Source organism: Paenibacillus baimaensis, from assembly GCF_025567575.1.
Genome location: NZ_JAOQIO010000089.1, coordinates 141,798 through 157,244 on the forward strand (window position 1 = coordinate 141,798; position 15,447 = coordinate 157,244).

General features: G+C 47.1%; 13 protein-coding genes. All 13 read left to right on the top strand.

All coding sequences use genetic code 11. The features are described 5' to 3' along the window. The first annotated feature begins 51 nt into the window (after positions 1-51). The 13 genes from OB236_RS23185 to OB236_RS23245 all read left to right on the top strand — a co-directional run bounded on the left by OB236_RS23185 (position 52) and on the right by OB236_RS23245 (position 15,442). Positions 52-1,209 carry a Gfo/Idh/MocA family protein gene (locus tag OB236_RS23185; RefSeq protein ID WP_262686103.1) on the top strand — a complete coding sequence of 386 codons (1,158 nt, stop codon included), beginning with the start codon at positions 52-54 and terminating at the stop codon, positions 1,207-1,209. A gap of 16 nt (positions 1,210-1,225) precedes the next feature. Beyond that, on the top strand, positions 1,226-2,806 hold the full coding sequence (locus tag OB236_RS23190) for a glycoside hydrolase family 43 protein (protein WP_262686104.1): 1,581 nt from the start codon (positions 1,226-1,228) through the stop codon (positions 2,804-2,806). Then, on the top strand, positions 2,807-3,892 hold the full coding sequence (locus OB236_RS23195) for a Gfo/Idh/MocA family protein (protein ID WP_262686105.1): 1,086 nt from the start codon (positions 2,807-2,809) through the stop codon (positions 3,890-3,892). It begins immediately after the preceding gene. A 46-nt stretch (positions 3,893-3,938) separates the two neighbouring features. Beyond that, positions 3,939-4,850: an ABC transporter permease gene (locus tag OB236_RS23200; RefSeq protein ID WP_262686106.1), complete on the top strand. Its 912-nt coding sequence runs from the start codon at positions 3,939-3,941 to the stop codon at positions 4,848-4,850. An 18-nt stretch (positions 4,851-4,868) separates the two neighbouring features. Further along, positions 4,869-5,717 (top strand): carbohydrate ABC transporter permease, encoded by an 849-nt coding sequence (locus tag OB236_RS23205; RefSeq protein WP_262686107.1) that lies wholly within the window; start codon positions 4,869-4,871, stop codon positions 5,715-5,717. Between the two features lie 177 nt (positions 5,718-5,894). After that, positions 5,895-6,581 carry a GntR family transcriptional regulator gene (locus OB236_RS23210; RefSeq protein WP_076235051.1) on the top strand — a complete coding sequence of 229 codons (687 nt, stop codon included), beginning with the start codon at positions 5,895-5,897 and terminating at the stop codon, positions 6,579-6,581. 102 nt (positions 6,582-6,683) lie between these two features. Next, on the top strand, positions 6,684-7,760 hold the full coding sequence (gene uxuA, locus OB236_RS23215) for a mannonate dehydratase (RefSeq protein WP_262686108.1): 1,077 nt from the start codon (positions 6,684-6,686) through the stop codon (positions 7,758-7,760). Then, positions 7,757-8,605, top strand: coding sequence for an SDR family oxidoreductase (locus OB236_RS23220; RefSeq protein WP_262686109.1), 849 nt, complete (start codon positions 7,757-7,759; stop codon positions 8,603-8,605). Before uxuA ends, OB236_RS23220 begins: the two co-directional genes overlap by 4 nt. 419 nt (positions 8,606-9,024) lie before the next feature. After that, positions 9,025-9,807, top strand: a complete 783-nt coding sequence (locus OB236_RS23225; protein ID WP_262686110.1) for a Cof-type HAD-IIB family hydrolase — start codon at positions 9,025-9,027, stop codon at positions 9,805-9,807. Positions 9,808-9,841: 34 nt separating this feature from the next. Beyond that, positions 9,842-10,102, top strand: a complete 261-nt coding sequence (locus OB236_RS23230) for a DUF2164 domain-containing protein (RefSeq protein ID WP_262686111.1) — start codon at positions 9,842-9,844, stop codon at positions 10,100-10,102. A gap of 187 nt (positions 10,103-10,289) precedes the next feature. Beyond that, complete coding sequence (locus OB236_RS23235) at positions 10,290-12,626, top strand: AraC family transcriptional regulator (RefSeq protein WP_262686112.1); 2,337 nt, start codon at positions 10,290-10,292, stop codon at positions 12,624-12,626. Positions 12,627-12,777: 151 nt separating this feature from the next. Then, positions 12,778-14,427 carry an extracellular solute-binding protein gene (locus OB236_RS23240; protein ID WP_262686113.1) on the top strand — a complete coding sequence of 550 codons (1,650 nt, stop codon included), beginning with the start codon at positions 12,778-12,780 and terminating at the stop codon, positions 14,425-14,427. Between the two features lie 94 nt (positions 14,428-14,521). After that, the gene (locus OB236_RS23245) at positions 14,522-15,442 is read left to right on the top strand and encodes an ABC transporter permease (protein WP_076235066.1); all 921 of its coding nucleotides are present in this window, start codon (positions 14,522-14,524) and stop codon (positions 15,440-15,442) included. The last annotated feature ends 5 nt before the right edge of the window (positions 15,443-15,447 follow it).

Here is a 15,447-nt window from a genome sequence, read left to right on the forward strand (position 1 = left end):
TTTGAATAGTGTTCTATGAGGATGATCAGTTAAAAACAGGAGGTTATTATCATGATTAGAGTCGCGATAGTAGGTACAGGCGGTATTTCGGCAGCTCATTTGGCAGCATACCTTTCTTTTCCGGAGCGGTGCCAAATCGTCGCTTTATGCGATATTTACCCGGAAAAAGCAGCAATACTTAAGGAACAACACAAACTGAGTTGTGACATCTTCAGTGATTCCGCCGACATTGCTTCACGGGATGATATTGATCTCGTTTCCATTTGTACGCCGCCTTATACACATGCCGATTTATCCGTTCAATTCTTGAATGCCGGCAAGCATGTGTTGGTGGAGAAGCCGATGTCCTCCTCGTTAGCTGAATGTGACCGGATGATTGCAGCCGCAGAGAAAGCGAAGAAGATTCTGTCCGTAGTCGGTCAAAACCGCTTCCGCGATCCGATCATGAAATTAAAGCAGGTGCTGGATTCAGGAAAAATGGGTAAGGTGGTACATGCTCAGGTGGAATCGTACTGGTGGCGTGGACATGTTTATTACGATCTCTGGTGGAGAGGCACGTGGGAGAAGGAAGGCGGAGGCTGCACGCTCAATCATGCGGTGCATCACATTGACATGCTTCAATGGATGATGGGGATGCCAACCAAGGTTCAAGCGATCATGAGCAACACTTCACATGACAATGCGGAAGTGGAGGATTTATCGATCGCCGTCTTATCTTATCCGAGCGGTGCGTTGGCGCAAATCACAAGCTCGGTTGTTCATCATGGTGAAGAGCAGCAGCTCATTTTTCAAGGGGAAAAAGCGAGAATCTCGGCTCCATGGAAAGTGTACGCTTCCGTTCCCAAAGAAAATGGATTCCCCATCAAAAATGTTGAATTGGAAAATGAAATTGAACAGCTGTACAACGAGCTCCCTTCGGTACCTTACAGTGGACATCAAGGACAAATTGATAATGTGCTGTCAGCTATAGAAAACGATACGTTGACCGTATTGGTCGATGGCTATGAAGGAAAGAAGACGCTGGAGCTGATTACCGCGATTTATATGGCAGCCAGCACAGGGCAGCAGGTCGAATTGCCGTTACAGCCGGACAGCCTGTTCTATACAAGAGAAGGCATTATGGCCAACGCTACCCATTTCTACGAAAAAACAAATTCGGTAACCGGATTTGCCAAAAACGATATTACGTTAGGCGGGAAATATGAATAGAGGAGGTTTACCTGCAATGCAGACAATTACGAATCCGATTCTGACCGGATTTAACCCGGATCCATCAATTCTTCGGGTTGGAGAAGATTATTATATTGCAACATCGACATTTGAATGGTTTCCCGGGGTTCAGATTCATCATTCCAAGGATTTGGTGCATTGGCGCCTCTTAACCCGGCCCTTGAATCGCATTTCGCAGCTGAACATGGAGGGTGAACTGAACTCCGGAGGCGTATGGGCTCCCTGCTTAACTTATGATGACGGTCTATTTTATTTAATATATACCGATGTGAAGAGCCGAAAAGGGGCATTTAAGGATACTCATAATTATATGGTTACGGCACCAGATATGATGGGTCCATGGTCGGAGCCTATTTTTCTGAACAGCAGTGGATTCGATCCTTCGCTGTTTCACGATGATGATGGGCGGAAGTGGCTGGTCAATATGCTGTGGGACCATCGCAAAGGAAATAATAAATTCGCGGGCACAGCGCTGCAGGAATATTCGGTAGAGGAACGCAGGCTGATCGGTCCGGTCATTAATATTTTTAAAGGGACGGAGCTAAAGCTCACCGAAGGGCCGCATTTGTACAAAAGAAACGGGTTTTATTATTTAATGACTGCTGAAGGCGGTACGCAATATAACCATGCGGTGACGATGGCGAGAGCCAAGTCCATTGAAGGCCCCTACGAGGTGGACCCTACCAATCCCATCCTCACATCTGCCGGTAAACCCGAGCTGGCGCTGCAAAAAGCGGGACATGGCTCATTGGTGGAAACACATACCGGAGAATGGTATTTAGCCCATCTATGTGCCAGACCGGTTAAGGACAAATACTGCAATTTGGGTAGAGAGACGGCTTTACAGCGCTGCTATTGGACAGAGGATCACTGGCTTAGGGTCGAAGAGGGCAATTGGCCCAAATCCAGCGTTAAGGCGCCGAGGATCGAACCGTTTGTTTTTGAAGTGGAACCGGTAGTGGATCACTTTGATGATGCGAGTCTCGGCGTCGTATGGAATACGCTGCGGATTGCGCCGGGGCCGGATTGGCTTTCTTTGACAGAACGACCTGGGTTTCTGCGTCTGAAGGGTATGGAATCGATGAGCTCGCTTCACAGGCAAAGTCTTGTAGCCCGCAGGCAGCAAGCGTTTCATTGCGAAGCTGAAACCGTTGTGGAATTTGAGCCTGACAATTTTCAGCAGCTGGCGGGGTTGATTGTTTACTACGATACGGAGGATTACATGTATTTGCGTATCACACACCATGAGGTACATGGCAAATGCATCGGGATTATTCAATCGGTGGGTGGCGTGTATGATGAGCTGTTGGATACGGACATCCCACTGCAGGACATCACCCGCTGTAAGCTAAAAGCCATTATCGACCGTGAAGCGCTGCAGTTTTATTACGCAGCCGAAGGTGGTGAATGGGCGGCCATCGGTCCGGTTGTCGATATTTGTCATTTGTCAGATGATTATCCTGATTATATTCGTTTTACAGGCACCTTTATCGGAATGTGCGTTCAGGATTTAAGCGGCACCCGAAAACATGCTGACTTCGATTCATTTTCTTATATAGAAAAGGCGGTGGAATAGATGGCAAAACCAGCAACTTTTAGTATCATCGGCGGCAGTGGGTTTCGCGCACAATATTTTCTGAGAATAGCGCAAGCGCTGCCGGAGCAGTTTCGCATTAGTGGCATGGTGGTCCGTGACGAATCCAAGGGTCGGGCCATGGAGGAACAATGGCATGTAGCGACCTATCGGAGTCTGGAGCAGCTGTTGGCAAATGAACAGCCAGATTTTGTCGTATTATCCGTTAGTTCGTCGGCTGCTTTTGATTATATGGTGCAGTTGGCGGAACGGGGTATTCCTGTTCTTGCGGAAACACCTCCAGCTCCTAATCTTGAAGGCTTATTACAGGTGTATGACAAGCTTGTCCGCCAAGGAGCGCGGATTCAAGTAGCCGAGCAGTACCAGTTTCACCCTGTACAAGAAGCACGGACAGCTATTATTCAATCAGGACAATTAGGCAGCGTTAATCAGGTGACCGTATCGATTTCTCAATTTTATCATGCTGTCAGCCTAATTCGAAAAATGCTTGGGGTCCAGTATGAGGAAGTTAAGATAAAGGCCATGCGATTCGAATCCAATTGGGTTGCCGGGCCTAACCGCAGTGGTCCTCCGACAGAAGATAAATTAGTCAAATCGGAGAGGGATTTGGCTTGGCTCGATTTTGGCGGCAAGCTCGGTATTTATGACTTCACCAAGGATCAGCATCGTTCATGGACACGCTCCAATCATATGAGTATAAGGGGAGAGCGTGGGGAAATATTCGATAACCGGATCAGCATACAGGACTCATCCTGCACACAGATTCAATCGGAATTAAAGCGCGTCAACAAAGGCGAATATGAGAACGCGGAGGGTTATTTCCTGAAAGGAATTATGGCGGGAGAACGTTGGGTATACGAAAATCCATTTATGCCGGCAAGGCTGTATGACGATGAGATCGCCATTGCTGCCTGCCTGAGCAAAATGGCTGCTTACGCCGCAGGCGGTCCCGGGTTCTATGGTTTGCCGGAGGCATCCCAGGACCACTATATCGGGATGCTGATTGAGCAGGCGATCGTGTCCGGTGAAACCGTAGTATCGGTTCGTCAACCATGGGCTAAAGAGTAACTAAAGGACAGCTGCAGAATTCAAACAGGATGAGGTGAAGAACACAATGCAGGTACAACTGGCCATGAGAGAAATGTGGAAATACCGCTGGTTATATTTGTTTATGGTTCCGGGAATTATTTATTTCTTTTTATTCAAATATGTCCCCCTATGGGGCGTGATCATGGCATTCAAAAATTACCAGCCTTTCGCCGGATTGATGCAAAGCGAATGGGTAGGGTTGGCGCATTTCAGACGATTTTTCGGGATGCCGGAATTTTGGATGCTTTTCCGGAACACCATCGTTATCGGGCTGTACAGCCTATTAATCTTTTTCCCGATAACAATTGTCCTGGCTTTGCTGCTGAATGAGGTTCGCAGAGAGATGTTCAAGCGATTCGTGCAAACCCTTGTTTACATTCCACATTTCCTGTCGTGGGTCGTTATTGCCGGTATCTCTTACGTGCTTCTGACTACAGAGGGCGGTATCATCAACCAAATATTAATAGCATTTGGGTACAAGCCTGCTGAATTTTTAACCAGCGAGTATTGGTTCCGGCCTTTGATTGTTATGCAGATGATTTGGAAAGACGCAGGCTGGGGCACCATCATATTCCTGGCAGCCCTGGCGGGAGTGAACCTGCAATTGTATGAGGCGGCCCGTATGGATGGCGCTAATCGGTTTCAGCAGCTTTGGCATGTGACGCTGCCTGCGATTCGGAGCGTTATTGTGATTCTCTTCATCCTGAGACTCGGAAGCTTTCTTGATCTGGGATTTGAGCAGATCTTCCTGATGGTCAATTCCGTTAACCGTGATGTCGGCGAAGTGTTTGATACTTATGTGTACCGCGTCGGTTTACAGCAAGGCCAGTTTAGTTATAGCGCGGCGGTCGGGCTGTTCAAGTCGGTGGTGGGACTCGTCCTGGTGCTCATGGCAAACAAGATTGCCAAATGGTTTGGCGAAGAGGGAATATATTAAGCAAAGGTGGAGAGCACCATGCATCACAATCAGACTTTTGGTGAAAAAATATTCGAAATATGCAACTACGTCCTGCTTGGTTTGATCGGCTTGCTTACTTTTTTACCATTCGTATACGTCATTATCACTTCTTTCTCTGCAGATACCTCAGGTTGGCCGAGTGATTATAATCTGGACGCGTACCGCTACATCTTCTCAACGAAAACGTTTGTCAGAAGCTTGGGCGTTTCGATTTACATTACTTTGCTGGGAACGGCTTTAAGCTTGCTTACGACCGCATTGATGGCTTATTCCTTATCTTATAAGCAGCTTCCCGGCCGAAGCAAAATCATGCTGCTCGTGTTATTCACGATGCTCTTTCAAGGCGGGCTTATCCCTACTTATTTCGTGGTCAAAGAGCTGAACATGATTGATTCGCTGTGGGCGCTTATGATTCCCGGTTTGGTCAGTGCTTTTTATCTGATCATTTTGCGCGACTTCTTTTCCAGCGTGCCGACCGAGCTGATCGAATCCGCCAAGATGGACGGCGCCCATGAGATTGTCGTGTTAATAAGAATTGTTTTACCTCTTTCGCTCCCGTCGCTCGCTGCTTTTGGTTTATTTTATGCCGTTGGCATATGGAATCAATATTTCAACGCGATCATGTTCATCAACACTCCGGATAAATGGCCGGTTCAGGTACTGCTCAGACAAATCGTCGTGCTGGCGTCCGGCGGCTTGGGTGATGGCGGCGAATCGGTGGCCTTCTATGGCGAATCCGTCAAAATGGCGGTTATCGTCGTATCCACGATTCCTATTATGATCGTGTATCCATTCCTGCAGAAGCATTTTGCCAAGGGAGCCTTAATGGGTTCAGTCAAAGGTTAAACAAAAACGACAAATCGGAGGACGCTGACAATTTTTCTATGTCGCTGACAGGTCTTCGTATATAATAGTGATAAATAGTGAGCAGAAAACCGCAATGTGTACAGCATCTGTCAGATGGCGTTTTTTGTCCTCGTATATCATACAGCATGAGCTCGAATGAGCCTGGGAGGTTTTTTAATGTCTACGCAACTAACAACTTTAAAAGATAAAAAGGGACTCATTCGGGATCATGTATACGAAAACCTGAAAAAAAATATTATGGAATTAAAGCTGGAGCCCGGACGTTTAATCTCGGAAAAAGAGCTGGTGGAAATGCTTCAGGTCAGCAGGACGCCCATTCGCGAGGCGCTTGTTAAATTGTCGCAGGATGAGCTGATTGAAACCACTCCGCAAAAAGGCTCAGTGATTTCGCTGATCGATATGCAGCATGCTGAGGAAGCCCGATTCCTAAGAGAAACAATGGAGTCCGCGATTGTACGCGAGGCGTGCGTGAAGCTGAGCAGCGAGCAGGTGCTGCACCTTCAGAACCTGATTGCGCTGCAGGAGCTGTGCGAATCCGAAGAGAATTATGAACGATTGTTCGAGTTGGACGAGGAGTTTCATCGATCCATTATTGTAGGCTGCGGTCGTACGCGCACCTGGGGTCTTATTCAGCAGGTGACGACACATTATAACCGAATCCGTTTTTTGCGATTGGCTACGAATCATGACTGGAAAATTATTCTTTCCCAGCATCATGGGATTGTCCGCGCCATCAAGGAAAAAAATCCCGATGCAGCTGAACAGGTGTTACGGGATCATCTGGAGCTGGTCGTTATTGAAAAAGAGGAATTAAAACACAAATATCCAGGATATTTTAAATAGTCTCACGCAGGCTATTTATTTTTTGGAAAACGTATTCAAAAATATAAATAATCTAGTATACTAGTCATATCAGTATAATTAGTTGTTGTTGGAGGAATCAGGATGAGAATGGTATTTAGATGGTATGGAGAAGGCAACGATACCGTAACCCTGCCGCAAATCAAACAAATTCCCGGAGTTGAAGGCATTGTCTGGGCGCTTCATCATCTGCCCGCAGGCGAAGAATGGCCCATGGAGGACATCCTTGCCTACAAAAAACTGGCTGATCCTTACGGCTTCCATCTGGAGGTCGTTGAAAGCGTCAATGTCCATGAGGATATCAAGCTGGGCCTGCCGACGCGCGATCGCTACATCGAAAATTACAAACGGACGATTGAGAAGCTGGCCAAGGTAGGCGCGAAGGTGATCTGCTATAACTTCATGCCTGTGTTCGACTGGATTCGCACCGATTTGTTCAAGGAACTGGAGGATGGCTCAACCGCGCTGTTTTATGAAAAAGCGATGGTTGACGCGATGGACCCCATGGATTTGGTGCGAAAAATTAATGAGAATCCAGACTTTACGATGCCGGGCTGGGAGCCTGCCAGACTGCTTCACTTATCCTCGGTATTCGAGTCGTACAAGAACGTAACTGAAGATGACCTGTGGAACAATCTTCAATATTTTCTGGAGCAGATTATTCCGGTAGCGGAAGCCAATGATATCAAAATGGCGATTCACCCGGATGATCCGCCTTGGTCGATTTTCGGCTTGCCGAGAATTATGACGGGTCCGGACAGCATCCGTAAGCTGCTGAAGCTGGTCGATAATCCGTATAACGGTGTGACGCTGTGCAGCGGTTCACTCGGTGTGAATCCGAACCATAATGTAGCCGAGATGGTCAGGGAATTCGCTGATCGGATTCCTTTTGCCCATATTCGCAATGTGCGGCTTTACGAGAATGGGGATTTCATCGAAACCTCGCATAGAGCCTCTGACGGAAGCGTAGATATTTGCGATATTGTGAAGGCATACCATGAGAAAGGCTTCACAGGCTACGCACGACCGGATCACGGCCGTCATATTTGGGATGAGAAATGCAGGGCGGGGTATGGCTTATATGACCGTGCGCTTGGCATTATGTATCTATGGGGGATATGGGATTCATTGGAGAGAACGAAACGGGGGACGAGGGTATGATCAGCATTAATGAGAATTTACAAGGAAAAGTAGCGGTTATTACCGGAGGCAGCGGCGTGTTGTGCTCGGCAATGGCCAGAGAGCTTGGACGTCAAGGCGTCAAGGTGGCTATCCTCAATCGGACAGCGGAGAAAGGCGAGCTCGTCGCGGCTGCGATCCGGGAGGCTTGCGGCGTGGCGATTGCTGTGGCTTGTAATGTGGTCGATATCGAAAGCGTAAAGGCTGCAGAGAAGCAGGTTACCGAACAGCTCGGTATTTGCGATATTCTGATTAATGGTGCAGGAGGCAATCATCCGAAGGGCATCACAACGAATGAAACGCTGAAGCTTGAGGATTTGGATAACAAAGAGCTGAAGACGTTTTTTGATTTAAGCCAGGAGGGAATTGAATATGTGTTCAATTTGAACTTCCTGGGAACGATCCTGCCGACACAAGTATTTTCCAAGGGGATGATCAATCGTCCGGGTGCGGTTGTGATCAACATGTCCTCGATGAGCGCACCCAGTCCGATGACCAAGGTTCCGGTCTACAGCGCGGCGAAGGCTGCTATCGAAAACTTTACCCAATGGCTTGCTGTGCACATGGCGGATTCCGGTATTCGGGTAAATGCAATTGCACCAGGCTTTTTCCTGACAGAGCAAAATAAGAAGCTGCTGACCAACGAAGACGGCTCGTTAACCGAAAGATCGCACAAAATCATCACGCATACGCCGATGAGAAGATTTGGCACTCCCGACGATCTGCTGGGAACGCTGCTGTGGTTGGCCGATTCGAATCTATCCGGCTTTGTGACCGGTATTACGGTGCCGGTGGATGGCGGATTTATGGCTTATTCAGGTGTGTAGCTGACCCCAAAAGGTCGAGTCAAGAGGGTGATAGATTCCTCTGCTCGACCTTTTTCATGTGATAAAAGAAATGACTGGCTTCAAAATCGATTTGGCGTAGCTGTCCAGGTCGATCACGGTTCCGGAAGCAAGAACCCCCTTCAATGCAAGAGGCTTGATATCACCTTTGTTCATGCGAAGCTCGGAATTGTTTGGATATTTCTGGCCACCTTCATCATACAAATTGTATGTATTATTTAGTAATCGCTTTCATGATACTGGTTTGCACAAAATATAAAAGGGCATTTTTTACGTTCGCCTTGTGTTTTCTTATAAAGTGATTCCCCGTACAGGTAAAAAATGGCCGACTGATGTATAATGTTTCTAGCCGTTAAGCAGATATGGCTGATATATGAATAAACCCGTGTGGGGGGATTTGGATGAGTATCAAAATTGTTTTCTTTGATTTAGACGGGACGCTTGTGGATAATACAACGGGAAAAGTGCCAGCTTCAACCATACAAAGCATACAAACGTTACATGAAAAAGGGATCCACGTCGTTGTCGCTACAGGTCGCTCCTATTTTTTTGCGAAGTCGGTAGGGGAACAGCTTGGAGTTAACAATTTTATTAATTGCAGTGGTGCCTACATCACATTGGATGGAACAGAAATCTATAAGGACCCCATTCCAACAGGAGATTGGGATCGTTTGGTCCAAATAAGCAGCCTCAGGGGCGATCATTTATCCTGCTTTGGGATCGAAGAAACCTTTTCGAATGGACTCGCTGCCGAGGTAGCCTTACCCATCTTGAACCATATAGATTGCCAGGTGATTCCAAGCAGGTTCCCAGACAATGAAGTGGAATATATGGGGATGTGTTTATTTCTGGACCGTGGAAAGATTGAAGATTACGCTCACGTTTCAGACGATCTTCAGTTTTATCATTGGGGCAGCGAGATACCGAATGCGTATAATATAGAGCGAAAAGGTAACAACAAAGCAAGAGCGGTTGAACAAGTGTTACAGCATTACCAGATTACCCCAGATGAAGCGATGGCTTTTGGGGATGGTGGCAATGACATCGAGATGCTCCAGATGGTTAAAATTGGGGTTGCCATGGGGAATGCCAGAGACAGTTTGAAAGAAAAGGCGGATTTCGTAACTAGAACAGTAGACGATGACGGCATTGAATACGCGCTTCAGGCTTTCCATATCCTGTGATTTTAAAATCAATCTTAAGGAGATGCTATTACTTATGATCATACCCATGAAGCTGCCTAAAGAACAAAAGGAAGAAATCATTAAAAATGTTCAAGCCTATTTTAATGAAGAAAGATCGGAAACGATAGGAGATTTGGGAGCAGAGCAATTAATTGATTTTATGATCAAGGAGCTTGGGCCGTATTTGTATAACAAGGGAATTGCTGATGCCAGAACCTTAATAAACGAAAAAGCCGCTCAAATCGAAGATGAATTGTATACTCTTGAACAGCCGCTCCATAACCGAAAGAGATAATTCCATACAAGGTACAGCCAGGATTGCCGAAGAAGGCAGTCCTCTTTGTTGTTTATATCAAGGTTTGGTATAGCTGACCTTACAAATAAGCAGTTGACATGGTGAATGGATTATTCTGCTTCCCTCACGGAAGTGATAAAATGAAGACTTATTCAGGCTCCAACGAATGGAAAAGGAGATGCAGGAAATGACCTTAAAGAGTTGGAGAATCAGGCTTCGCGGCAGCTCCAAAAGTGTCATGGTACCGATGTTTTGGTCGTATATAGCGATACTGATGTTAGCTATCGTGATCGGCGGCGTCTTGTATTGGAAAGCCAAATCGGTAGTGGAACGAACCGTAGATCATACGAATACCGCAATGCTTGAGCAGCTGCGTGAGGCTGTTGACAGCAGATTGAAGGAAATCGAAAAGCTAGAGCATCAAATTACGCTGCATCCCAAGCTGCATTGGCTGCTGAACAACGACGGAAAAGAGTCGGATGCAGAGGCTTATGAGATCATTCAATTCACGAACGAGCTGCAAAGATATCAAAGCTTAAGCAATTATATCCTGGATTTTTATATTTATGTTTCCAAAACGGACACCTTTATCGGACCCAACGTGAAGTCATCGCCCGGGATTTTGTTTGATGGCATGTACAATTTTACTGGCATCAGCAGTGATCAATGGCGTAAGGATATGCAGAGTATACATTTTCGCGAATATATGCCTGCGCTGCCGGTTAATGTAGGGAGTGGCGGTATGCAGAGCATCATAACCTACAAACAGTCGCTTCCCGTTGCCGACAGATCCTCCTTGAAAGGAGCACTGCTTATTTTCATTGATGAAAATAAGCTTCGCAGCTTGTTCCAAACGCTGGTTGATGTCAATCAGGGATCCGTCTATATTGTCGATAACCATAATCAGATTATAAGCGCGACGAGCGCGAATGCGGACAAATTGCAACTTCGCTACGAGCAGTTGGCTGGACAGCAGGGCAAATTAATCGTTAACCGGGATGAAGGAACCTATGTGGCGGCCTATACGACATCGAACACGAATGGCTGGAAATATGTATACACCATTCCTCAGGATGTGTTTCTTGATCAGGTCCTCTCTGTCAAAAGATGGGCGCTTCTGCTCTTATCGTTGTGTGTGCTTGGGGGCATTACGGCATCGCTGTTTTTGGCTTACCGGAATTATGCTCCGCTGCGAGAGGTGCTTCGTACGATCAGGCAAGGCAATGAAGCTGTTACAGGGCCAAGAGGCAGTGAATACGAACTCATACGAAAGACAATTGAATCGGCTCAATTAACCGAATCCCATCTGCGGGGACTGATCTCCCAGCAAACGCCGATTATTCGCTTTAATTTTTTGACTCGATTTATTTATGGTAATGTGGACCCTGCCGAATTGCAGCCGGAAACGCTTGCTTTCGTGGGTGTGCAGTTCGTAGGGCCCTCCTATGCCGTGCTGCTTATTGAGATCGAGGATATGAGCGGGTTTACAGCTGATGGTAACGAACGCGAATGGCCATTGGTCAGCTTTATTGTTTCTAATATTGCAGGTGAGCTTGCCAACCAGGAGCACTTGGGCTTTCCGGTCGAATTGGAGCACAAGCGGGTGGCTGTTTTACTGAATCTGAATGAGGAACGCTTGAATGATTCGGCTCAGGATCTGCAAGCGATAAGCGAAACGCTCGTACAAGTGCTGGAAAATAGATTTCACCTGAAAATATCAATTGGAATCAGTGGGGTAACTGATGCTGCGGGGATGGGTGCTGCGTTTCGCGAAGCGCTGAAAGGGCTGGACCCGAGCAACAGGAAGAGGGATAACCGGACGGCAGCCTATGATGAGAGGGTGCAGAGCAGCTTCTATTATTACTTTCCGCTGGAGGTCGAGCAGCAGTTGGTGAACCTGGTCAAGGCTGGAGACGCATCCAAAACCTCTGCGTTGATCGATTCCGTCTACAAGGAAAATTTTGTGATCCATGACATCCCACCGGATTTTGAACGTGTACTCATCACCAATCTATTGGGAGCGTTATTGAAGATCGTGCAAGGACAACCCGAAACCGAGCAAGCGATTGCGGCCAAGCTATGGGACATTACCCATACTTATGATAGCAGCGAACGTGAGCGGTTGTTCAGCGAAATGCAGGAGCTGTACGGCAGCGTATGCCAGGTCTATAAGCAAAAGCGTTCAGGACATAGCGAACGGCTGATGGACAACATTATGCGGTATATTGAACAGCAATATGGTGAGAACGTTCTAAGTGTGAGTTCGATTGCCGAGCACTTTGGCTTAACCCCTCAATATTTGTCCGGCTTATTCAAAAAATCAACAGGGCAGAACCTTGCTGATTATGTGGTGATGATCCGAATTCGTGAAGCCAAGCGGCTTATGGCCAATCCTGACTATACGATCGCCCAAATCGCGATAATGGTTGGTTATGCGAATGACATTGGATTTATCCGGGTTTTCAAAAAAAATGAAGGCGTGACCCCTGGAGCTTTCCGTTCGAGCTTGCCAAATGATCGTTGATCTTACCATTGGTTTATCCGATGTGGGTCTCCAGTTTATATAGCTTAATAATGAGCTGTATCCTAAGCCAAACGGTAACGCCTACAATCGATCCAGGGCACCAACGTCTAACAGGCGCTGACCTAATTCAGCATAAAGGGAGAGTTTGTGAATGAGGAAGATAGAAATATCCACAACCCATACCAAAATAAAAGGGATGCTCGTCTCGACCGCCATGATGGTAGCTTTAGCTTCTGCTGCGGCGGGCTGCAGCGGTAAGGAGGAAACCGGGGGTTCACAAGCCCCATCCGGTGCACCTGCGGGAGCCGCCAATGCTCCGGCTGATGGCAAAGTTGTGTCCAGTCCGCTAACGCTCAGTTATTTTGTTGGGCTTCCGAATGGCTTAAAGGACGCGAACGAAATGGAAGCCTATAAAGAGCTGGAGAAGAAAACAGGAATTCATGTGAATTTCATGCATCCAGCGGTCGGTCAAGAGGCCAACCAGTTTAATCTGATGCTCAGCTCCGGTGATTACCCGGATGTGATCGAATGGGGCTGGAGCGCCTATCCCGGCGGCGGGCAAAATGCACTTAACAATGGAGTCATTATTAAACTCAATGATTACATTGACAAGTACGCTCCGAATCTGAAAAAGTTTTTGGCAGAAAATCCGGAAGCGCGCAAGCAGGTATCTACCGATAATGGTGACATTTATACGTTCCCGTTCATTCGCAACGACCCGTCCTTACAGACTTATTTTGGACTCGGTATTCGTAAGGATTGGCTCCAGAAGCTGCAACTGCCTATGCCTGAGACTATCGATGAGTGGCACACCGTATTGAAAGCGTTCAAGGAGAAGGACCCGAATGGAAATGGCAAGGCGGATGAAATACCGATGCTTCTGCTCAAGAGCAAGCTGGCCTTTGGTAATCTGTATCTGAATGCCTGGGGGGTCCGCTATGACTTTTACCTGGATAACGGGAAGGTCCAGTACGGTCCTGTGAAACCGCAGTATAAAGAATTCCTTACCACGATGCGGAATTGGTACAAGGAAGGGCTGATCGATCCTGACTATGCGGCAACGAACGATAAGCAGAAGGACGCCAAGGTCACAGGGGATCTGGTCGGCGCAACGGATATGGCGGTTGGCGGCGGGATCGGCAAATACATGGCAGCCATGAAGGATAAGCATCCTACCTTCGACTTGGCAGGCGCGCCTTATCCGACCTTGAAAAAAGGCGACAAGCCTGTACAGGGACAGCAGGAGCCGATCTTTAACGGGTATGGGGCGGTGATCACGAAAAACAACAAACACATTATAGAAACGGTCAAATGGCTTGACTACAAATACGGCGAGGAAGGCCATATGCTGTTCAACTTTGGTGTTCCGGGCAAAAGCTATACGATGGAGAACGGCTTTCCCAAATATACGGACGATGTTATGAAAAACAAGGACGGACTGTCATTCTCGGCAGCTTTATCCAAATATGCGGTTCCATTCGGTGCACCGCTTGTTCAGGATAAACGCTACCAGGAGCAAAATGCATCGATGCCGCAGCAAACCGAAGCGCTCAAAACCTGGGTGCAGCCTGACAATAAGGGCATACTGCCTCCACTGTCGCTTACTTCCGAGGAAGCTTCGCAGATCGCTTTAATTATGAATGACGTGAAAACCTACACGGATGAAATGTTTGATAAATTTGTTATGGGCGCGGAGCCTATCGAAAACTTTGACAAGTTCGTTGATAGACTGAACAAAATGAACATCCAGGAAGCCGTCAAAATCGAGCAAGCTGCATATGAACGGTATTTGAAGCGTTAGAAGGAATCAAGCTTACATTCCGGAGCCAGCAGAGGAAGGGCGGGAGCGCTTCAATGCCGGTTTCTAACAAGGTATAGGGCAGGTGAGCGTTAGGATGGACAAACCCTTAGGATTGAGACTGAGGAGAGATCTGGTTAGAAATAAATATGTGTACCTGATGCTGATTCCGGTACTTGCCTATTATTTTATATTCATGTATCTCCCTATCTACGGCTTGCAGATTGCCTTCAAAAATTTTGTGCCCACCAAAGGGATATGGGGCAGCGAGTGGGTAGGCTTCAAGCATTTCGTTTCGTTTTACCAAAGCTATTATTTTTGGCGGATCGTCCGCAACACGTTTGTGCTGAGCATCTATGACATTGCGTTTGGGTTCCCGGCGCCGATTGTGTTGGCTTTGTTCCTGAACGAGCTTCGCCACCGCATATTCAAAAACATTGTGCAATCGGTTACCTACTTGCCGCATTTTATTTCTGTTGTTGTAGTGTCAGGAATGTTGATTGATTTTTTGGCGAGTGACGGGCTGATCAACAGGCTTACGGCGATATTTGGGGCAGAGGCGATTTCATTCATGATTAAACCGGAGTGGTTCCGATTCATCTATGTATCCTCTGGCATTTGGCAAGGTGTTGGCTGGGGCTCCATAATCTATCTCGCTGCTATAGCTGGCATTAATCCTTCCTTATATGAAGCATCCCGGGTGGATGGGGCTGGTCGGTTGAAGCAAATGATGCACATTACAGTTCCTGGTATCATGCCGACAGTCATTATTATGCTTATTCTGCGGATTGGCGGGATGATGTCCGGCATTAACTTTGAGAAAATTATACTGCTGTACAATACGACGATTTATGATACGGCTGATGTGATTTCAACCTTTGTGTATCGCAGGGGCTTGCTGCAAATGGACTATGGCTTCTCAGCGGCGATTGGCCTGATGAACAATATCATCAATTTTATTATGCTGATCTCGGCTAATGCACTTAGCCGCAGACTAAGCGAGAGTAAATTATGGTAGGGGGA